Annotated in this window: 18 protein-coding genes; 5 read left to right on the top strand and 13 right to left on the bottom strand. The window is 69.4% G+C overall.

Features of this window, described 5'->3' with window-relative positions; translation table 11 throughout:
- The first annotated feature begins 2 nt into the window (after nucleotides 1-2).
- The 3 genes from OG758_RS03505 to OG758_RS03495 all read left to right on the top strand — a co-directional run bounded on the left by OG758_RS03505 (nucleotide 3) and on the right by OG758_RS03495 (nucleotide 2,118).
- A complete protein-coding gene (locus OG758_RS03505; RefSeq protein WP_326708556.1) occupies nucleotides 3-884 on the top strand; it encodes a hypothetical protein in 882 nt (293 codons plus the stop codon).
- On the top strand, nucleotides 874-1,032 hold the full coding sequence (locus OG758_RS03500; RefSeq protein WP_326708555.1) for a hypothetical protein: 159 nt from the start codon (nucleotides 874-876) through the stop codon (nucleotides 1,030-1,032). The genes OG758_RS03505 and OG758_RS03500 overlap by 11 nt, the downstream gene beginning before the upstream one ends.
- Before the next feature lie 195 nt (nucleotides 1,033-1,227).
- Complete coding sequence (locus OG758_RS03495; protein ID WP_326708554.1) at nucleotides 1,228-2,118, top strand: MBL fold metallo-hydrolase; 891 nt, start codon at nucleotides 1,228-1,230, stop codon at nucleotides 2,116-2,118.
- A 137-nt stretch (nucleotides 2,119-2,255) separates the two neighbouring features.
- On the opposite strand, the gene OG758_RS03490 is transcribed toward OG758_RS03495, so the two are convergent.
- The 6 genes from OG758_RS03490 to OG758_RS03465 form a co-directional block, all read right to left on the bottom strand.
- A complete protein-coding gene (locus OG758_RS03490; RefSeq protein ID WP_326708553.1) occupies nucleotides 2,256-2,705 on the bottom strand; it encodes a spore-associated protein in 450 nt (149 codons plus the stop codon).
- Between the two features lie 245 nt (nucleotides 2,706-2,950).
- Nucleotides 2,951-3,241 (bottom strand): zf-HC2 domain-containing protein, encoded by a 291-nt coding sequence (locus OG758_RS03485; protein WP_326708552.1) that lies wholly within the window; start codon nucleotides 3,239-3,241, stop codon nucleotides 2,951-2,953.
- Between the two features lie 254 nt (nucleotides 3,242-3,495).
- Nucleotides 3,496-4,185, bottom strand: a complete 690-nt coding sequence (locus OG758_RS03480) for a response regulator transcription factor (RefSeq protein WP_326708551.1) — start codon at nucleotides 4,183-4,185, stop codon at nucleotides 3,496-3,498.
- A complete protein-coding gene (locus OG758_RS03475) occupies nucleotides 4,182-5,423 on the bottom strand; it encodes a sensor histidine kinase (RefSeq protein WP_442810253.1) in 1,242 nt (413 codons plus the stop codon). The genes OG758_RS03480 and OG758_RS03475 overlap by 4 nt, the downstream gene beginning before the upstream one ends.
- 81 nt (nucleotides 5,424-5,504) lie before the next feature.
- The gene (locus OG758_RS03470) at nucleotides 5,505-6,074 is read right to left on the bottom strand and encodes a hypothetical protein (protein ID WP_326708549.1); all 570 of its coding nucleotides are present in this window, start codon (nucleotides 6,072-6,074) and stop codon (nucleotides 5,505-5,507) included.
- The gene (locus tag OG758_RS03465; RefSeq protein ID WP_326708548.1) at nucleotides 6,071-6,877 is read right to left on the bottom strand and encodes a ferritin-like domain-containing protein; all 807 of its coding nucleotides are present in this window, start codon (nucleotides 6,875-6,877) and stop codon (nucleotides 6,071-6,073) included. Before OG758_RS03465 ends, OG758_RS03470 begins: the two co-directional genes overlap by 4 nt.
- A 481-nt stretch (nucleotides 6,878-7,358) precedes the next feature.
- Between OG758_RS03465 and OG758_RS03460 the strand changes: the two genes are divergently transcribed.
- Nucleotides 7,359-8,555 (top strand): aromatic ring-hydroxylating dioxygenase subunit alpha, encoded by a 1,197-nt coding sequence (locus OG758_RS03460; RefSeq protein WP_326708547.1) that lies wholly within the window; start codon nucleotides 7,359-7,361, stop codon nucleotides 8,553-8,555.
- Nucleotides 8,556-8,579: 24 nt separating this feature from the next.
- Here the strand turns inward: OG758_RS03460 and OG758_RS03455 are convergent, their stop codons facing one another.
- Nucleotides 8,580-9,890 (bottom strand): MFS transporter, encoded by a 1,311-nt coding sequence (locus tag OG758_RS03455; RefSeq protein WP_326708546.1) that lies wholly within the window; start codon nucleotides 9,888-9,890, stop codon nucleotides 8,580-8,582.
- 215 nt (nucleotides 9,891-10,105) lie between these two features.
- On the opposite strand from OG758_RS03455, the gene OG758_RS03450 reads away from it, so the two are divergent.
- Nucleotides 10,106-10,810: a FadR/GntR family transcriptional regulator gene (locus OG758_RS03450; protein ID WP_326708545.1), complete on the top strand. Its 705-nt coding sequence runs from the start codon at nucleotides 10,106-10,108 to the stop codon at nucleotides 10,808-10,810.
- A 29-nt stretch (nucleotides 10,811-10,839) separates the two neighbouring features.
- Here the strand turns inward: OG758_RS03450 and yicI are convergent, their stop codons facing one another.
- The 6 genes from yicI to OG758_RS03420 form a co-directional block, all read right to left on the bottom strand.
- Complete coding sequence (gene yicI / locus OG758_RS03445; RefSeq protein ID WP_326708544.1) at nucleotides 10,840-13,170, bottom strand: alpha-xylosidase; 2,331 nt, start codon at nucleotides 13,168-13,170, stop codon at nucleotides 10,840-10,842.
- On the bottom strand, nucleotides 13,167-14,615 hold the full coding sequence (locus OG758_RS03440; protein ID WP_326708543.1) for a GH1 family beta-glucosidase: 1,449 nt from the start codon (nucleotides 14,613-14,615) through the stop codon (nucleotides 13,167-13,169). The genes yicI and OG758_RS03440 overlap by 4 nt, the downstream gene beginning before the upstream one ends.
- A 32-nt stretch (nucleotides 14,616-14,647) precedes the next feature.
- On the bottom strand, nucleotides 14,648-15,475 hold the full coding sequence (locus tag OG758_RS03435) for a carbohydrate ABC transporter permease (protein WP_372565776.1): 828 nt from the start codon (nucleotides 15,473-15,475) through the stop codon (nucleotides 14,648-14,650).
- A 6-nt stretch (nucleotides 15,476-15,481) separates the two neighbouring features.
- Nucleotides 15,482-16,447 (bottom strand): carbohydrate ABC transporter permease, encoded by a 966-nt coding sequence (locus OG758_RS03430; protein ID WP_326708542.1) that lies wholly within the window; start codon nucleotides 16,445-16,447, stop codon nucleotides 15,482-15,484.
- 10 nt (nucleotides 16,448-16,457) lie between these two features.
- Complete coding sequence (locus tag OG758_RS03425) at nucleotides 16,458-17,696, bottom strand: ABC transporter substrate-binding protein (RefSeq protein ID WP_326708541.1); 1,239 nt, start codon at nucleotides 17,694-17,696, stop codon at nucleotides 16,458-16,460.
- 160 nt (nucleotides 17,697-17,856) lie between these two features.
- Complete coding sequence (locus OG758_RS03420; RefSeq protein WP_326708540.1) at nucleotides 17,857-18,903, bottom strand: LacI family DNA-binding transcriptional regulator; 1,047 nt, start codon at nucleotides 18,901-18,903, stop codon at nucleotides 17,857-17,859.
- Between the last annotated feature and the right edge of the window lie 101 nt (nucleotides 18,904-19,004).

Genomic DNA, 19,004 nt, shown 5'->3' with positions numbered 1-19,004 from the left:
ACGTGCTCGCGGGACTGCGCAGCCACCGGGGCCCGATACTCGTCGTCGCCAACTGGAGCGGCGAATTCCCGGGTCTGGTAGGCCTGTTGAACCTCACCGGCAGCCTCACCAAGGCGCAGAGCGCCCTCGTCGTCGAGATGAACAAGGTCACCGACGGGGAGGCGCAGGCCGTACGCGACTGGCTCGACGCGGCCGGCATGACCTTCCACACCGGCACCGACGAGGCCACCGAGCTGACCGACGCACAGCTGTTCAGCCAGTTCCGGATGTACGTCGCCGCGCTGCGCATCGCCGACGACTTCGGGCTCGACGCCGTCGGGATCCAGTACCAGCAGGGCCTGAAGGACACCGTCCCCGCCAGCGACCTGGCTGAGGGCCTGCTCAACAACGTGGAGCGCCCGGCCGTAATGTCCCGCGACGGCTCACGCGAGCTCTACCCGGGCACCCCGCTGCCCCACTTCGACGAGGTCGACGAGGGCGTGGCCGTGGACTCGCTCGTCACCAACCGGATCTGGACCGCCATGGGGCTCGACCCGGCGACGACCCTGCACGACATCCGCTGGGGGCAGGACTACGACGGCCGGTTCGTGTGGGTCTTCGAGATATCCGGCTCGGTACCCGTCTCCCACCACGGCGGCTACGGCAAGTCCTGGTCGATGCGCCAGCCGCGGATGTTCTTCCCGCTCGGTGGCGGCACTCTCAGCGGGGTGTCCAAGCCGGGCGGGATCGTCTGGTCGCGCGTATACATCATGGACGGCGACCTGCATGTGGACCTCGGGCGGGCGAGCGTGGTCGAGGTGCCCGAGGAGGAGACCCGGCGACGTCTGGACGCCACCACCCCGGAGTGGCCGATCATGCGCGGTCCTGCACGGCGTGACGCGTGACCAGTTCATGGCCGGCCACAAGGCGAACCACCTCAACGTGGCCTACGCGCCCGACGCCGCCACAGCCGACAAGGCCCTGCGCGCGAAGGCGTCGCTGTTCGAGGAGCTGGGACTGCGGGTTCATCTGTGCGGCGACGTGAGCCTCTGATCCCGGCGCACCCGGCCCTGCCCCGGCGCCCTGTCTCGACGCACTGTTCGCCGGTGACGATCCCCATGACGGCCTCGGCACCGTATGGCGGGCCCGGCCGCGGTTCGCTCCCGCGCTCGTCTTCAACGCTCCGGTGCTGCCGACGATGTGGGCGTTCGACCGGAGACCGGATCGGAAGGTGAGAGAGTCTGGCAAATGCGGACCACGGGATACACAGCGGCAGAATACGGCGACGTCAGCGTGCTCGTAGGCGCCCAACGGGGTGCTTACCCGTACGCCAACACACTGCTTGTGCGAGGCACGGCCGAATCGGTGGTCGTCGACCCGTCGTTGTCACTCCTCGAGGGCGCGCCGCCCGCGGACCTTGTCCTCGTGAGCCATGCGCACGAGGACCACATCGCCGGTCTCGGAAGCTACGAGGTGCCGGTGCACACCCACGAAGGTGACCTCGGCGCGCTGCGGTCCCGCGAGGCTCTGGTTGCCGGGATCGGCCTGCCGCCCGACGAGGTCGACGCCGTCGACAAGATGATGCGGGACGAGTTCCATGTGCGGGGTCGACCGGACGCGGCGGGGTTCGAGGACGGCGCCGTCTTTGACCTCGGCGGCCGCACCGTGACCGTCGTGCACCTGCCCGGGCACACCGCGGGGCACAGCGGTTTTCTGATCGAGCCGGACGGCTTCCTGTTCGTGGGGGACATCGACCTGACGTCGTTCGGTCCCTACTACGGGGACGTCGGCAGCAGTCTCGTGGACTTCGAGGCGTCGATGCGCCGGTGCCGGGAGATCGACGCGCGCTGGTACGGCACGTCGCACCAGAAGGGTGTGATCGAGGGCGCCGAGGAATTCCGGCGCCGGCTCGATGACTTCGCCGGTGTGGTGGCCAGGCGGGAGGGGGCGCTGCTCGCGTTCCTCGGTGAGCCGCGGACCGTCGAGGAGATCGTCGAGCACAGGCTCGTCTACCGGCCCCATGTCGAAGGACCGCATGTGGGGCCGGTGGAGCGGAGGACGGCGGTGCAGCACCTGGACGTGCTGATGAGCGGAGGGCTGGTCGCCGAGGTGGATCACGGACGGTTCCGAGCGGCGTAGACCCGCGAAACGGGGACGGGCCGCTCCAGCAGGGTTGCGCTCATCGGCACTTCGAGCAGAGACCGGCCAACGGTGGGTGTGGTGCTCCCCATTGGCCGGTCGGTGCTTCGCCGGTCAGCTGCGCGGTGTCGAGCGGATCAGCGGGTCGTGGTGACCCGGTGCTCCCGGAGCGCGGCACAGTTGGACCCGGTCACCTGGACGTACACGTTGTTGATGTTGCCGCCCCAGTCGACGCAGTGGGCCTTGCCGTAGACGTAGGTCGGTCCCGCGTACGAGGTGTACTGCCCGTAGTCCTCGTCTCCCTGGTCGGTGTCGGAGACGTAGATCCAGGCGGACATGTCGAGCCGGGTGCCGGGGTTGCTGCGGATGGTCGCGACGCAGTTCTTGCCGTTCGAGGAGTTGTACGTGAGGTAGACCGTGCCCAGTGAGCCGACGGGCGCCGAGTTGACGGTCTTGTAACTGCTCCCGCACACCTTCTGCGGTGTGGTGTTGGGTGCGGCGGAGGCGGGTCCCGCCAGCGCGGTCGTGCCCCCCAACGCCAGAGCTGCCAGGGCGGCACCGGTCAGGACAGGTCGGCTGAATCGCATATTTCCCCCTTGTGATCTTTGCGAGTTTGTTGCTCTTACATCATGTGACTCGCGACACATCCGGATGGTTGTGCCTCTCCGTGGGAGAAGTCGGATCCGGATGGTTGTGCATGGCGTCGGGGGATCAACGCCCTTGTGAGGCTGACCTGTTGACGTCGCCGCGTCCCCTGGATGGGGGACGCGGCGACGGTGCGAGAGGAGAGCGTCTACCGGGAGGGAGGGGGACGTCGTCCGTCGACCGCTGTTCAGCCCGTTGCCGCCAGCACCTTGCAGTTCGCCCAGTGTGCGAGCGTGAGGTGCCGTGTCCGGGCCGGGCGGCGGCGACCGAGCTCGCGGCGGCGGGGCTCGTCGGCCAGCGCCTTCCGCAGCGGAATCAGGTGAGCCGACACCGCCGCCAGGCAGTAGTGCTCGTCCCGGCAGGCGGAACAGGTCGCCAGGTGGGTGGTGACGGCACGCGCCTCGTCCTCGGCGAGTGCGTCGAGCGTGTAGTCGGCCAGTCGTTCACGGATGGTGTGGCATTCCAGGGTGCTGAACATGTCGACTCCTCTCCTTGCCACCGCACAAGCGCAGAAACGCAGCTACGGCACTTTGAGGGGGGCAGGTGCGGAGGGCCGGTCGTGCCGCCGGGCACTGGGGCTCAAGGACCTGCTTCCGTTCATGCATTCAATGTGGCTGACGCGGGGGTGGTTGCGCGTCGTCCCCCTGGAGCGAATCGCGTCTACTGCATCCGTGGTACCCGGCCGCTATGCCTACGGCCGACGGCGTCCTGCCTGCCCCCATGGAGGGGGTCTCAGGCCTGTGGGCCGGCTGGTTCCACCGCTGGGCTGACCAGGCCGCACTGGTAGGCCATGACCACGAGCTGGGCCCGGTCGCGCGCCGCCAGCTTGGTCATGGCCCGGTTGACGTGCGTCTTTGCGGTCAGCGGGCTTACGAACAAACGTTCGGCAATTTCTTCGTTCGATAGACCCAGCGCCACCAGGCACATCACATCGCGCTCCCGCGGTGTCAGGTACTCCAGGCGCTCCTGCACGACGGACGGGTACAGCTCGGGCTGCGCCAGAAAGCGGGAGATCAGCGCGCGGGTCGCCACGGGGGAGAGCAGCGCCTCACCGGCGGCCACCGTGCGGACGGCGTCGAGCAGGACCTCCGGCCGTACACCCTTGCCGAGAAAGCCGCTCGCCCCCGCCCGCAGCGCCTCGGCGACGTGCTCGTCGTCCTCGAAGGTGGTGAGGATCAGGACCTTCACCCCGGCGAGGTCCTCGGACTCGCTGATCAGGCGCGTTGCGTCGAGGCCGTCCATCTCGGGCATCCGGATGTCCATCAGGACGACGTCGGGATGCAGCGACTCGGAGAGGTCCACGGCCTCCCTGCCGTTGGCGGCCTCACCCACGGTCTCCATGTCGTCCGCGGAATCGAACAGCATCTTGAAGGTGCCCCGCAGCAGAGCCTGGTCATCGGCGAGAAGAACACGGATCGTCACGCTCGTCCTTCCTCGGTGGTGCTCTTCGTAGCCGGCTCATCGGCCTGCGCAGCTGCCGAGTCCTCTGCGGTGTCGGACAGTAGCGGCAGCTCGGCAGTCACGGTGAAACCGCCTTCCGCGCGTGGTCCCGCCTGCACCCTGCCTCCGACTGCGCCGGCCCGTTCGCGCATCCCGATCAGCCCGTGGCCGCTTCCCGGGTCGGAGCGGGTGGGCTGCGATGGGCCGTCGTCCTCCACGGTGATCGTCAGCCAGTTCGGGCGGTAGGACAGATCCAGTCGCGCCTGGTCCACACCCGAGTGCTTGCGCACGTTGGTCAGGGCCTCCTGGATGATGCGGTACGCCGCCAGGTCGGCCGCCGGTGCCAGCGGCTTGGGGTCGCCGCTCAGCGTCTGTTTGACAGTAAGCCCAGCACGTTCGAAGGACGCCAGAAGGTCAGGTACGTGACTCATGCCCGGTGTCGGATCGCGCGGTGCGGCTGTCTCGTCCGGCTGCCGCAGCAGACTCACGGTCACCCGCAGCTCGTCCAGCGCGGACTGGCTCACGTCGCGGATGCCCTCCAGCGCGGTGAGTACGTGTTCGGGCCGCTGCTCCACAAGGTGGACGGCGACGCCCGCCTGGGCGTTGATGAGGGCGATGTGGTGGGTCACGACGTCGTGCAACTCGCGTGCGATCCGCATCCGTTCGGCCGCCACCCGCTGACGGGCCTCCTGCTCGCGGGTGCGTTCCGCGTGCTCCGCCCGTTCTTCCACGGCCACCACATAGGCTCTGCGGGATCGCACGCCGTCCCCGACCGCCGCCGGCAGAGCCGTCCATGCCAGCATCGCCGCGTTGTCCGGGGAAAGCCATGTCCGTGGGTCGGTCGCCAGGGCCGCTCCCACCAGCACGGCGGCCGTCGCGCCCGCCGTCGTCCAGGTGGTACGCCGGTCGGTGCACGCGGCGACAGTGTAGATGGACAGGATGACCGAGCTGGTCCCCAGCGGACCTTCCCGGAACCCGAGCGCCTGGAGGATGGCCGAGCAGCCGATGGCCACGGCGAGTACGCCGAAGGGGTGGCGGCGCCGCCACACCAGTGCGAAGCAGCTGGTCCCGAGGAGCACCACGGCCTGCCATCGGATGGAGATCCGGTGCTCCTCATGAACGATCGAGACCGCCAACATCGACAGCAGAAAGACCAAGGCCGCCAACAAGACGTCCTTGACGCGCGGCCGAGCCTGCGCTCTCGGACGTTTATCGGTCATCACTGCCATGTCACCAACCTAGGGCTGGTGAGCGGACGAGGCACCGCGAGCGCAGGCGTCGTCACCCCGGACACATCCTGCTCAGGCGTCCTTGGCCAGTTGGAAGGCGGGGGCCAGGACCGTCTTGGCGCCGGGGGCGCTCGGAATCCGCATCAGCGCACGTGCCTGCTGGCCGAGGACTTCCATCTGCTGCTGGGCCTGGAGGAGTTCTTGGGGGTGGCCGTCGAACACGCGGTTGAGCGTCCTGAGCATCTCGGTGTACGCGCGGTCGCACTGTTCGGACGCTTCGCGCGCTGCCGAGCCCTTCGCCAGCTGTCGGGTGTCGGGATTCTCGATCAGGCGGTACACCTCGCGCGGATCGAACGGGATTTCCGGCCCGTCGAACGACCAGTAGCCGTGCGTCTTGACCAGCCGGCGCCCTTGCACGATCTCCCAGAACCGGTAGTAGTGCGCCAGCTCATCCGTTCCTGCCCCGGCCTGGACGGCCGGCGTTGGCCCCTCGGCCGCCGATGGTTCGGCAACGGCCGACGCGGAGGACGGCACCCCTGCGCCGGTCGCGAGCACCCCCGACACGGCGACAGTGGCCGCCAGTTGCAGAGCGGTACGTCGGTCGGGCCCGCCGACGGCCCCGCTCTCTTCGGTGCTGGTCATGACGCCCTTCCCGGTAGTGGGCCCACGGTCGGGTCCTGGGCGTGGCCCTCGCCCTGGTCGATGATCTCCAGGATGGCCCAGAGCGCTGTCTGCAGATTGGTCACCCGGTACAGCCGTCCGGGAGCGTGCGGCCAGCTGACCTGCCTGCGTGGATCGCCGCTGAACAGATTCTTCTCATGCTCGTCGAGGTCGGTCAGTACCTGTGCGATGTACTGGTAGAACCCGCCGATGGTGCTGTCGTCGTAGTCGGCCAGGGCAAAGAACCTTCTAGGGGCGTCGAGGGCCTCTTCGGTGAGGTTCTGGATGTTCCCGTCCGCGTCCAGCTGAGGGTCGTAGCCAGAAATGGAATGGAGTTCTCTCTGGCCGGCCGGGGCGAGGGGGGCCTCGGGCAGCTCGATGCCCATGAAGACCTGGCGTACCCGTTCGATCGAGCAGGCGCCGAGCGAGACCTCCAGGTCGGGCATCACCCCGCCGGGCAGCCGTCCCGGGTAGGCGGGAACCAAGTCCGGGTCGTCGAACCTGGGGGTGACACCGACCGCGTTCATGATGTTTCCGATGAGCGCCAGGTGCAGCATCTCCTGCATGACGACGCTGCGGATGATGTCTCCGACCTCTCGGTTCTTTCCGTCCTTGAGGGAGTACATCGCCGTGAGATAGGGGGGAATGGTGGCGTGTTCGAGGGCGAGGGCCGTTCGGAGGAGCGAGTGCAGCTCTGCCCGGTCGGTCGCCGTTGTGGTGGCCCGGGTGAAGGCGTGATCCCCGGCCTCGGGCGTTCTGGTGGGAATGGAAACTGTCTCGTTCATACGTCCCTTTTGATCGCGTCGCTCTGACGCTGCACGATCGCACGATGTCAACGCGCTGACGGGGAATGCCGGTGCTCGGTACCGCGCCCAGGGGAGCGCCGGGCAGGCAAATGGAGTAACGCGGAAGCCGTCTGCGGGTTCATGGGTGCGACCGCCACGCCGGTGGTCGCACCCCAGCGCGTCCGGGCCCGCCGGTCGCGCTGAATGGACCGGCGATTCGTGCGGTCGCACGGCACCGCAGTTGCCGTTTGCGCCGCCTGCGACCACCGTGGAAGTGGAGTTCTGCCGCGGCAGGCGGAGCGCCCTCGGCCTCCATCGGGTCGGACCGGACCGATGCCGTCGGCGGCGTGCCCGCTGACCGGCAGCCGCCCGAACCCAAAGGCACGGCCCGGGACAGGCCCGCCGCGCGACGTGTGTACACCTCCGGGAGCCCGGTGCTCCCCTGCCGTGTCCTCCCGGCTCCAGCGCAAGGGAGCAGTACATGACCGAGGCCCTTCCCAGGACGGACGGGTACAGCGCCGACGGACCGGCGGGTTTCCCGCCACGTCCGGTGGGCGAACGTGGCGAGGCCGTCGCCGACCTTCGGCGCATCGGGATCGACCCGGATTACTGGTATCCCGTGGCCGTGTCACGTGCTGTGCGCAAGGAACGTACCTTCGCCGCTGTCTTCGCAGGCGAACGGATCGTGCTCTACCGGGGGCGGAGCGGAAGTGTCCACGCGCTGGAGGACCGGTGCGCGCACCGACAGGTGCCGCTGAGTCTCGGCGTCGTGGAGGGGGACATCCTGCGCTGCTGCTACCACGCCTGGGCCTACCGCGGAAACGGCCGCATCTCGCAGATCCCGTACCTGCCCAAGGGATGCGAGCGGCCGCCTCGCGGCGTGCGGTCGTATCCCGTCCGCGAGGCGTTCGGCCTGGTGTTCGTCTTCCCCGGCGACCCCGAGAAGGCCGAGTCGGCGCCGTTCCCGGTGCTGCCGGAGTTCGGCGCGGCCACGCACCGGACCATGACCTTCTCCCGCACCGTGAACTGCCACTACTCGTTCATGCACGAGAACCTGCTGGACATGAACCACCAGTTCCTGCACCGCAGCGTGCTGGGCAGAATTCAGCCCAAGCTGCTGGGGTACGAGACCGGCCCGCAGTTCGTCGAGGCCCGCTACCTCTTCGTCCCCGCCGGGGGCAAGAAGGATCGCGGCGCCGGACTGCTGTCGGCCGAAGGGCTCGGTGGACAGCAGACACCCGACGAGATCACCATCCGCACCCAGTACCCGTACCAGACCCTCCAGGCCGTCCCCGACGGCGCCGAACTCCCGTCTTTCTCCCTCTGGGCGGCCTATGTGCCGGAGGATGCCGCGCAGCGCGTCAACCACGCCTACGGCCTGCTGATGATCGCGAAGCCGCCGGTCCCGGGGGTGCTCCAGCTCGCCTGGCCACTCATCCGCCGCTTCACTGAACGGGTGTTCGCCCAGGACCGCATGGCGGTCGAGGCCGAGCAGCGGGCCTGGAACGAACAGGGCGAGGACCGGAACCACGAAGTGTTCCCGCTGATCCTGGACGTGCGGCACATGCTGCGGACGAACGGCGTGCCGCTCGGCCCCGAGACCGTCGGCGACGGCGGGCAGCAGGGTGCCCGGCCGGATGCCGACGGTCGCGAGAAGGGCTCCCGGCAAACGAACTGACCATCGCCGTCCGGGAGTTGGTGGTCAGCTGGGAAGGGCCGTGCCGCGGGTCTCCGGGGCGAGGCGTACCAGCAGCATGCCGATGACGAAGACGGCCGCGGTCAGAGTGAGGGGGAGGGTGAGGGAGCCGGTGGCGTGGATGCCGTAGCCGATGAGGAAGGTGCCGCCCGCTGCGACCCAGCGGGAGAAGGTCGTGGTGAAGGCGAAGGCGGTCGCCCTCATGCGCGTCGGGTACTGCTCCGGCAGCCAGATGGTGAAGACCGCGAAACTCGCGCCGCCCAGGCCGAGTACCGGCAGGAAGGCGAAGAGCAGGGCGATCGAGTGGTGGGGGTAGGCCCAGCCGTAGGAACCGACGATTCCGACGATCATCAACGCGAAGAGTGAGGCGAGCGCCCCGCGCCGCCCCATGCGCGCCGCGAGGCGGGGCACCGCGAAGCAGCCCAGGATCGTGAAGGCGGCCACTGTCATGGACGAGAGGCTGGCCAGGCGCACCGTGGCGACATGGCTGTAACCGGCCTCCTGCGAAAGGGCGGTGACGGCTGTGGGTACGTAGGTCGAGCCCGCCCACAGGCCGATGACACAGACGACCAGGAGCAGCAGATTGCCCACGGTGCGGGCGCGGTAGGGCGGGGAGAGAACCTCGACGACGGGCTGCCAGAAGGACCGCTCCTGTCGGCCGGAGGTCTCCTCCTGCCAGCGCTCCGGCTCGGGGGTGGTGCGCCGGATGAGGAAGACGGCCAGTGCCGGGAGGCCGCCCACGAAGAACATGCCCCGCCAGCCGAGTTCAGGTCCGGCGAGCAGATAGATGACGGAGATGGCGAGGACGCCGACGTAGGCGGCGGAGTGCATCAGGCCGCCGAATCGCGCCCGTACCCGCTCCGGGATCACTTCGGACAGGAGGGTGCCTGCCATGGCCCATTCGCCGCCGACACCGACGGCCGCCAGGAAGCGGAACGTATTCCATTCCCACAGGTGGGTGGCGGTGCCTGCCAGGGCGGTGAAGACCCCGTACATGAGGATGGAGGCCATCATCGCGGGCTTGCGGCCGAAGCGGTCGGCTATGGGCCCCCAGATGAAGGCACATCCCCAGCCGAGCAGGAACACGGCGGCGCTGACCTGTCCGTGCCAGCCGATGTTGTCGGGCGTGACGGGAATGTTGCTCGCTGGGAGCAGTGCGGTCAGGGCGGGGGCCAGTACGAGACCGGGGATGGTCCAGCTGAAGCCGTCCATGGCCCAGCCGCCGAACGAGCCCCAGAAGGCGTGCCGTTGGGGGCCGGTCAGCCGTGTAGGGGTGGGGGTTCCGGTGGTTGCGGTGGACTGCTGGTTGATCGTCACGGATACCTCGATTCGGCTCAGGAGGTGACGACATGGGGGAGATGCCGACGGAGGGGACGGGGGTGTTGATCGAGGCCGTGCGGCGGCGTGCCTCTCGAAGTCAAAATTGGATGGACCACTGGGCCTCTAGGCCTGCGCTAGAGTGTCGGCAGGGTCTGATCTGCTGTCAAGGGCCGGCGACAGCAAGAATGTTGGGAGAAGGGACGGGTAGTCCGTTGTCCGAATCACTGCGTCCGGTTCCCCGGCCTCGCCTGTACGAGCAGGTCGTCGAGCGGCTCCGTGAATACGTGCAGGCGGAAAGCCTCCAGGCGGGCGACCGGCTGCCCCCTGAACGTGACCTCGCCGAACGCCTCGCGGTGAGCCGGACCTCGGTGCGGCAGGCCATCGTGGCCCTGGAAGTACAGGGCCTCGTCGAAGTACGCCACGGTGGCGGAACCTTCCTGCTCCGCGACCGCCTCGACGCCGAACCGCTTCAGGCCATGGTGGAACGCCGCCGTCGACTCCCCGATGTCCTGGACGCCCGGGACGCCCTGGAGACCAAACTCGCAGCCCTCGCAGCCGAACGCCGCACGGACGAGGACCTGAACGAGATCGACGCCGCACTCGAGGCCATGGCCGGCGCCGTCCGGCGCGGGGAGCTGTGCGTCGCCGAGGACCAGCGCTTCCACGCCGCCGTCACCGCAGCGGCACACAGCCCGCTTCTCGCCGAGTTCATGGCGGAGATCGCCGAGCCGATCGCGGAGAGCCGCAACGAGTCACTGCGCCAGCCCGACCGCCCCGCCCAGTCCCTGCAACAGCACCAACTCGTCGCCGACGCCGTGCGGGCCGGTTCCCCCGAAGACGCGGCCCTGGCCATGCACGCCCACGTCGACAGCGTCGGCAAGGTCAAACTTCTCCACTGGCGACCCGAGGAGGAGTGACGGCCCTCCAGTCACTCCCCCTCAGGGCGCTACGCCCAGCTCGCCTGCATCAGAACCGCCGAGACCGCTGTGACGCCGGGGGCGGCCTTGAGGAGTGTGCCGAGGGTGGTCCGTTCCGCGTTCTCGCCGGTGGCTTCCGTGCCGACGAGCAGGACCTGCCACGGCACTTGGGTGTCGTCGGCCTCGACCGTGATGACGTCGCCGTCCCGCCGCATGCGGAACGTGGCACCCGCGAAACCGTCCACGGCAGGGATCTGAGCCACCCTCGTCGTGCCGTCCGCCGGGGTGTGGACGCGCAGCGTCACTCCGTGCGCCCAGTCGTAGACGGCGCTGTCGTCGCTCTCGCCGAACGGGATCACCGAGCCGGGGCGGGCCAGCAGTGGCAGGCTGTCGAAGCCGTACCGCTCGCGTCGCCAGCCCGGCCCTTCGACCCGCTCGCCCGACAGCAGATGGGTCCAGGTCCCCTCGGGTACGTAGTACTCGACGCTTCCGTCGGCCGAGAAGACCGGCGCGACGAGCAGGTCGTCGCCGAGCATGTACTGCCGGTCGAGGGTGTGGCACGCCGGGTCCTCGGGGAACTCCAGGAGCATGGCACGCATCACGGGTGTACCCCGCTCCCGCGCCTGCTGGGCCGCGCGGAAGAGATACGGCATGAGGCGGTGCTTGAGCCTGGTGAAGTCGCGGGTGACCGCCACGGCCTCTTCGTCGAAGTCCCAGGGCACACGGTACGACCTGCTGCCGTGCAGCCTGCTGTGCGAGGAGAGCAGGCCGAACTGCACCCACCGCTTGAAGACTTCGGGCGTCGGCGTGCCCTCGAAGCCGCCGATGTCATGGCTCCAGAAGCCGAAACCGGACAGGCCGAGCGAGAGGCCGCCGCGCAGCGACTCCGCCATCGCTCCGAAGTGGGACTCGCAGTCGCCGCCCCAGTGCACCGGGAACTGCTGCCCGCCCGCGGTCGCCGACCGCGCGAAGAGCACGGCCTCGCCGGCGCCCCGCGCCTCGCTCAGCACCTCGAAGACGGTTTCGTTGTAGAGCTGCGTGTAGTAGTTGTGCATGCGCTCCGGGTCGGAACCGTCGTGCCACACCACGTCCGTCGGAATGCGCTCACCGAAATCGGTCTTGAAGCAGTCCACGCCCTGCGCGACAAGCCCGCGCAACTTGCCCGCGTACCACTCCCGCGCCTCGGGGTCGGTGAAGTCGACCAGCGCCATGCCCGCCTGCCACAGGTCCCACTGCCACACGTCGCCGTTGGCCTTGCGGACCAGGTAGCCGTGGCGCATGGCCTCCGCGAAGAGCGGGGACTTCTGGCCGATGTACGGGTTGATCCACACCGAGACGCGCAGCCCCTGCTCGTCCTTGAGGCGGCGCAGCATGCCTTCCGGGTCCGGGAAGACGTCAGGGTCCCAGGTGAAGTCGCACCACTGGTACTCACGCATCCAGAAGCAGTCGAAGTGGAAGACACCGAGCGGGATCCCGCGCTCCGACATGCCACGTACGAACCGGTTGACGGTCTCCTCGTCGTACGAGGTGGTGAAGGACGTGGACAGCCACAGCCCGAACGACCAGGCGGGCGGTAGCGCCGGGCGACCGGTCAGGGCGGTGTAGCGGTCCAGGATGTCCTTGGGCGTCGGGCCGTGGATGACGTAGTACTCCAGCGACTGGTCCTCGACGCTGAACTGCACCTGCCCCACGGCCTCGGACCCGATCTCGTACGAGACGTGGCCGGGGTGGTTGACGAAGACGCCGTAGCCCCGGTTGGTGAGATGGAAGGGAATGTTCTTGTACGCCTGCTCGCTGGCGGTGCCGCCGTCGGCCTGCCAGATGTCCACACTCTGGCCGTTCCTGGTGAACGGGGTGAAGCGCTCGCCGAGCCCGTAGACCAGTTCGCCCACACCCAGGGACAGTTGGGCCATTGAGTGGTGGCCGCCGTCGCCGGTGAGGGCGAAGCCGGTGCCGCGGGACCCGGCGGATGTCAGGACGCGGCCGTCGGCGGTGAAGTCCAGGCGCCAGGGAGCCGCGGTGTCCACCCGTAGGGACAGCTCCCCGCTGGTCAGCTCCAGCAGGGACCCGTCCCGGGTGATCTTCGAGGTGTGGTCGGGGTCGGTGCGCAGGGCGAAGTCGGGGCCGTGCGCGGCGGCGCCCGCGTGGTGGGTGGAGCGAATGCCGATCACTCCCTCGGCGGGCGACCAGCACTCAACGGTCAGGAGGGGGCTGTTGAGGGTGTGTCCCCGCTCCTCCACCCGCCGCACCGGCGCGTACAGGGTGAGCCGGCCGTCGTCGATGCGCGCCTCGGCGATCTCGGTCGCGTACGACGCCCGGACACCCTCGCGCATCAGCCAGTAGCCGTCGGTGAACTTCAACGGTGGTCCTTGTCAGCGGTGTCGCTACGCGTGCGGTGGGTGGCGATCAGGTCCCGGAACCAGCGGTAGCTGTCCTTGGGAATGCGCTCCTGGGTGTCGTAGTCGACCCGGACGATGCCGAAGCGCTGGCCGTAGCCGCGGGCCCACTCGAAGTTGTCGAGGAGCGACCACACGTAGTAGCCGCGCACGTCGACGCCCGCGCGGATGGCGGCGGAGAGGGCTTCCAGGTGGCTGCGGAGGTAGTCGATGCGCTCGGTGTCGTGAACCCGGCCGTCGTCCGTGACGGTGTCGGCCTCGGCCGAGCCGTTCTCGGTGATGACCAGCGGGGGCAGCTCGGGGTAGCGCTTCGTCAGGTCGATCAGCAGATCCGTGAAGGTGTGCGGGACGACCGGCCAGCCCATGGTCGTGTGCCGCACGTCGTCGCGCCAGGTCTCGGTGGCCCGGATGTCGACCGCCGTACGCGTCGCCGGGTCGGGGTCGCGGTGCGGGGCGTCGGCGATGGTGATCGGCCGGTAGTAGTTGATACCGACGAAGTCCAGCGGGGCGGCGATGAGTTCGAGGTCGCCGTCGAGCCGGTACGAAGTGTCGAGCCGGTACGAACGGTCGAGCCGGTGCGAGCCGTCGGCCGGATCGCCCCAGGTCTCCGCCTCGTGCTGCGGATAGCGCCCGGCGAACAGCGGGTCCAGCCACACCTCGTTGTGCAGGGTCTCGGCCCGGCGAACGGCGGCGAGGTCGGCCGGCGAGCCGGGGGTGGCGGGGAGCAGCCGGTCCGGGTTGAGCGTGATGCCGACCTCCTGGGCGCCGGCCTCGCGCAAGGCGCTGACGGCGAGGCCGTGGGCGACGAGGAGGTGATGAGCGGCGGCCAGGGCGCCCCGGCCCTCCTGCGCGCCGGGAGCGTGGGCGCCCGCGGCGTAGCCGACGAAGGCGCTGCAGTACGGCTCGTTGAGGGTGATCCAGCGGCTCACCCGGTCGCCGAGACGTTCCGCGACAAGTCCGGCGTAGTCCGCGAAGTGCTCCGCCGTCTCGCGCACCCGCCAGCCGCCCCGGTCTTCCAGTGCCTGGGGGAGGTCCCAGTGGTAGAGGGTGGCGGCGGGGGAGATCCCGCAGGCCAGCAGTTCGTCGACCAGCCGGTCGTAGAAGTCCAGACCGGCGGCGTTGGCCGGTCCTGTGCCGTCGGGCTGGATCCGCGGCCAGGCGACGGAGAAGCGGTAGCTGTCCACACCGAGGCCGTGCAGCAGGGCCACGTCCTCGCGGTAGCGGTGGTAGTGGTCGCATGCGATGTCGCCTGTGGCGCCGCCCGCCACCCGTCCGGGCTCGCGGCAGTAGGTGTCCCAGATGGACGGCCCTCTGCCGCCCTCGTCGTACGCCCCCTCGATCTGGTAGCTCGCCGTGGCGGCGCCGAAGAAGAAGCCGTCGGGGAATTCCGGGAATTCGGGGGTGCTCATGCGGCTGAAGCCCTTATCGCTACGTGATGGCATTACTTGATGGATCCGCCGGTGATCCCGGCGGAGATGTACTTCTGGGCCACGACCAGCAGGATCGCGGCGGGTACCGCGGACAGGACCGCCGTGGCCATGACCGCGCCCCAGTCGCTGACATGCGCGCCGACGAACTGGTAGATGCCCAGCGTGATCGGCTTGACGTCGTCAGTGGTGTTGAGGGTCAGCGCGAACATGAAGTCCGACCAGGCGAACAGGAAGGTGAAGAGGCCCGCCGTGATGAGGGCGTTGCGGCTCATCGGCAGCACGATGCGGACGAACGCGGTGAAGCGGTTGGCGCCGTCGACCATCGCCGCCTCGACGACCTCACTCGGTATGGACACCATGAAGGCGCGCAGCAGCACGATCGCGAACGGCAGCCCGAGCGAGGCGTCCGCGAGGATCAGCCCCAGGTAGGAGTTGACCAGGCCCAGTTCCGCGTACGCGCTGTAGAGGGCGTTGGCGATGACGATGCCCGGCACCATCTGAGTGATCAGCGTGGTGAAGACGATGCCCTGGCCGCCGCGCAGCCCGAACTGGGCGAGCCCGTACGCGGCGGGCGCTGCGAGCGCGAGGCACACGGCGACGGCACCGAGGGCGACGGCGAAGCTGGTCAGCAGCGAGCCGCCCTGGCTGGAGATCGCCGTGTCGAAGTTCTCCAGGCTGGGCGAGGACGGGAACCACTCGGTCGCGGCGACGCTCGACCCGGGCTGGAGCGCGGTGTCGAGCATCCAGTAGACCGGGAAGAGCAGGACGCCGAGGATGAGCAGCGCGGCGGTGGTGTTCCAGGCGGCCCGCAGGCGGGGACGGTTCGAGTTCGGGTTCACGGTCGGTCACTTCCCCTTGCCGAAGTCGGCGCGGTTGGCCCGCAGGTACAGCACGGCGAAGACCGCGCTGATGAGGATGAGGACGTTGCCCACGACGGCTCCTTGGCCGAAGTCGAGCTGGAGGAAGGACAGTTGGTACGTGACCGTGCCCAGGGTCTGGGTGGAGTCCGCGGGCCCGCCCGAGGTCAGTGCCAGGATCAGGTCGAGGATCTTCACCGTGGACATGAAGCCCAGGACGAGGACGACGGTGATGACCGGGCGCAGCATCGGCAGGGTGACGCTGCGGAAGGTTCGCCAGGGGCTCGCGCCGTCCAGTGACGCCGCCTCGTAGAGCTCGCGCGGGATCTCCTGGAGACCGCCGTAGAGGATCACCATGTTGAACGGGATGCCGATCCAGATGTTGACCAGGATCGCCGACAGCAGGGCCACGCCGGGGCTGTTCAGCCACGGCACGCCGCCCTCGGTCAGGCCGACGGCGTGTAGGGCGCTGTTGAGTATCCCGTGGTCCTGGTCGAGGATGCGCCGCCAGACGACGGCGGACACGACCATGGGCACCAGCCAGGGCAGCAGCAGGATCGCGCGGACGACCCCGGAGAGCCGGAAGCGGCGTGAGAAGAAGACGGCGAGGGCCAGGCCGATGGTGAACTGGCCGAGCAGGGAGCCGAGCGTGAAGATCGCGGTGTGCCACAGGGACCCGGCGAACAGCTCGTTGGAGAAGACGGCCCGCCAGTTGTCCAGGCCGTTGAACGGGGCTTCGCCGGTGAAGTACGTCTTGGGCGTGTAGTGCTGGAAGCTCATGACGATGTTGCGGACGAGCGGGTAGCCGAAGAAGAGGGCCATGTAGGCGAGCGCGGGGGCGACGAAGAGCCATCGGAGCAGCCCGCGGCGGCGGGTGCCGGAGTCGGCCCTCGCCGGGGCGGCCGAGGAGCCGGAGGTCTTGGCGGCCGGGGCGGTGGAGGCGAAGGTGCTCATGTCCGGTTCCTCACTTCCCCGTGGAGGCCTGTTGTTGTGCGCGGTGCAGGGCCTGTTCGGGACTGGTCCTGCCGGTCAGCACCGACTGGAAGGCGCCCGCGAGCGCGTCCCCGACCACCGGCCAGCGGGTGCCGACCTCGGCGGTGCGGGAGCGGGCGGTGGTGACGAGGTCGGCGAAGGCGGCGAGCTTGGGGTTCTGCTCGGCGTAGGCCCGCGCGGCGGCGGCCCGGGTGGGTACGTTGTTGACCGACTCGCCCCACTGAAGCTGGTTCTTCTGGGAGTTGAGGCAGTTGAGGATCTTCCCGGCGTTCTTCTCGCGGGAACGGTCCTCGTTCTTCGGCACCGCCATCACCGTGCCGCCGATCGGTGGAATCGCGTCCTGTCCCGCCTCGGGCACCGGGATGCGGGCGACCGCCCAGTCCACCTTCTTCTGGGCGCTGAGCACCGGGACCTGCCACGGACCGTTGATCATCATGGCGGCGCGGCCGGCCACGAACTGGTCGTTGACGTCCTGCTGGTTCCAGCTGACGACGGACTTCGAGGCGGACCCGTCGGAGACCAGGTCCTTCCACAGCTGGAGTGCGGCCTCGCCCTTGCCGTTGTCGAGCTTCGCCTCGTCACCGCCGCCGGACCAGAAGAACGGGAGGAACTGGTACACCCCGTCGGCGTTGGGGCTGGCGCTGAAGGCCATCCCGTAGGTGCTGCCGTGCGTCATCTTCTTCGCGGCGGTCTTCAGCTCGGCCCAGGTGGTGGGCGGTTCGACCCCGGCCTTCTTGAGGAGCCTGGTGTTGTAGATCAGGGCCAGGGAGTTGACGGAGCGCGCGATGCCGTACTGGGTGCCGTCGTACGAGCCGAGGGAGGTGGCGCTGCCGGAGAATCCGGAGGTGTCGACGCCGACGTCCTTCAGCGGGCGCAACCCTTCGGTCCCGGCGAACTGCGGCAGCTCGGACCCGTCGAGCTCCAGGATGTCGGTGAGCGACTTGGACGAGGCCATGCGGAGCGCCTTCGACGCGACCTGGTCCGCGGGCACACTGATCTGCTCGACCTTCAGCCCCAGGGGCCTCGCGCAGCGGTCGAAGAACTTCTGGTTGGCGCTGTGTTCGGCGGTGTCGGTCGCCGAGTTGAGTACGGTGACGGTGTCGGCCGCCGGTGTGGCGGCGCACCCGCTGAGGCCCAGCGACGCGGCCGTGGCCAACGCCAGGCCCACGGATGTGACGGGTGGCAGTCTGCGCTCTGCGCGGGAGTGCACGAGCGGATCTCCAATCGGGGCTGCGGCTCAGGGAGTTGAGGCTTTGTGCGTACGGCTCGGGAATCGTGCGCGGCCGTGCGTTGGGGGAGAGGGGGCGTCTCGCGACCGCCCCCTTCGCCGGGGTTCGCGTCTCGGGGCCGCCGCTTCGCCGAGCGGACGCTCAGGTAGGCATTTTCGGCGGCGCGATGGTGGGCCCGGGCGCCATCTGCGGCTCGATCAGGCGGTGAGGGGGGAGGCCGGGGGCCGGATCGTCCTGGGTGCCACGGCCGGGGGGCGCGGCGGCAATCGCCTTCACGGCGAGTTCCACGACTGCCGAGGACATCTCGGCGACGGGCAGGTCGATACGCGGCAGGGGCCGTCCGCCGAGGTCGTCGGGGAGGGCGCCGACCGGCACGACGGCAAGGTCTTCGGGGACCCGTAGCCCTGCGGCGGCCACTTCGGCCAGCAGGTGGGGGAGCCGGTGCAGGTGCTGGACGACCAGTGCGGTCGGAACAGGCCGCGAGCCCAGCAGCTCGCGTACTCGGCGCCGCAGCACGTCCGGGTCGCTGCTGGAGGGGTCCACCCCGATGTCCGCGCCGGTCTCCTTCGCGGCCCTTCGGGCGCCGTCGAGGCCGTGCACGGCGTAGCCGCGTCGGGCCGCGATCTCGTGGTCGGCCGAGGCGAGGAAGGCGATGTGCCGGTGGCCGGCCGCGACGGTCTCGCGCAAGGCGAGGGCGACGGCGGCCTCCCAGTCGAGGTCGACCCAGGGCAGCGCCGAGTCGTCGTCGCCGCGGCCGAGCAGCACCGTGGGGAATCCCAGTTCGCGCATGGCGCCGATGCGGGGGTCCTGCTCCTCGACGGCCATGAGGACCGCCGCGTCCGCCAGTCCGCTGCCGGCCACCCGGCGCAGCCCGCCGACCCCGTCCAGGTCGGTCATCAGCAGCAGGTCGTAGCCGTGGTCGCGGGCGGCGTCGCTGATGTCGATGGCGAACCGGCCGTCCACCGCCCGGTATTCGCCGGGCACACGGGGGACGGCCAGGGCCAGGACGTCGCTCCGGGCGCTGCGCAGCGTGCGGGCGCTGGCGCGCGGGTGGTAGCCGAGCTCGGCGATGGCGGCCTGCACCGCGCGCCGGGTGTCCTCGGAGATCTTGCGGGAGCCGCTGAGGACGTAGCTGACGGTGCTGGGCGCGACGCCCGCCCGTTCGGCGACGTCTTTGATCGTGGCCATTCCCGCTCCTTCGCGGTCTGGTCCTGGTTGTCGAATCGATTCGTCGAATCGATTCGACTGGCGACGTGCGTGACTGTAGGAGGGGCGAGGGTGTGAGGGCA

Source organism: Streptomyces sp. NBC_01474, from assembly GCF_035918215.1.
Lineage (GTDB): Bacteria > Actinomycetota > Actinomycetes > Streptomycetales > Streptomycetaceae > Streptomyces > Streptomyces aureus.
Note: the sequence above shows the minus strand (reverse complement) of the source record. Positions and strands in the feature narration are given on the sequence as shown.

Bases quoted from the DNA above. Each gene is read 5' to 3' on its own strand.
- OG758_RS03495 (WP_326708554.1), top strand. From the start codon at position 1,228: ATGCGGACCACGGGATACACAGCGGCAGAATACGGCGACGTCAGCGTG.
- OG758_RS03490 (WP_326708553.1), bottom strand. From the start codon at position 2,705: ATGCGATTCAGCCGACCTGTCCTGACCGGTGCCGCCCTGGCAGCTCTG.
- OG758_RS03485 (WP_326708552.1), bottom strand. From the start codon at position 3,241: ATGTTCAGCACCCTGGAATGCCACACCATCCGTGAACGACTGGCCGAC.
- OG758_RS03475 (WP_442810253.1), bottom strand. From the start codon at position 5,423: ATGACCGATAAACGTCCGAGAGCGCAGGCTCGGCCGCGCGTCAAGGAC.
- OG758_RS03470 (WP_326708549.1), bottom strand. From the start codon at position 6,074: ATGACCAGCACCGAAGAGAGCGGGGCCGTCGGCGGGCCCGACCGACGT.
- OG758_RS03465 (WP_326708548.1), bottom strand. From the start codon at position 6,877: ATGAACGAGACAGTTTCCATTCCCACCAGAACGCCCGAGGCCGGGGAT.
- OG758_RS03460 (WP_326708547.1), top strand. From the start codon at position 7,359: ATGACCGAGGCCCTTCCCAGGACGGACGGGTACAGCGCCGACGGACCG.
- OG758_RS03440 (WP_326708543.1), bottom strand. From the start codon at position 14,615: ATGAGCACCCCCGAATTCCCGGAATTCCCCGACGGCTTCTTCTTCGGC.
- OG758_RS03430 (WP_326708542.1), bottom strand. From the start codon at position 16,447: ATGAGCACCTTCGCCTCCACCGCCCCGGCCGCCAAGACCTCCGGCTCC.
- OG758_RS03420 (WP_326708540.1), bottom strand. From the start codon at position 18,903: ATGGCCACGATCAAAGACGTCGCCGAACGGGCGGGCGTCGCGCCCAGC.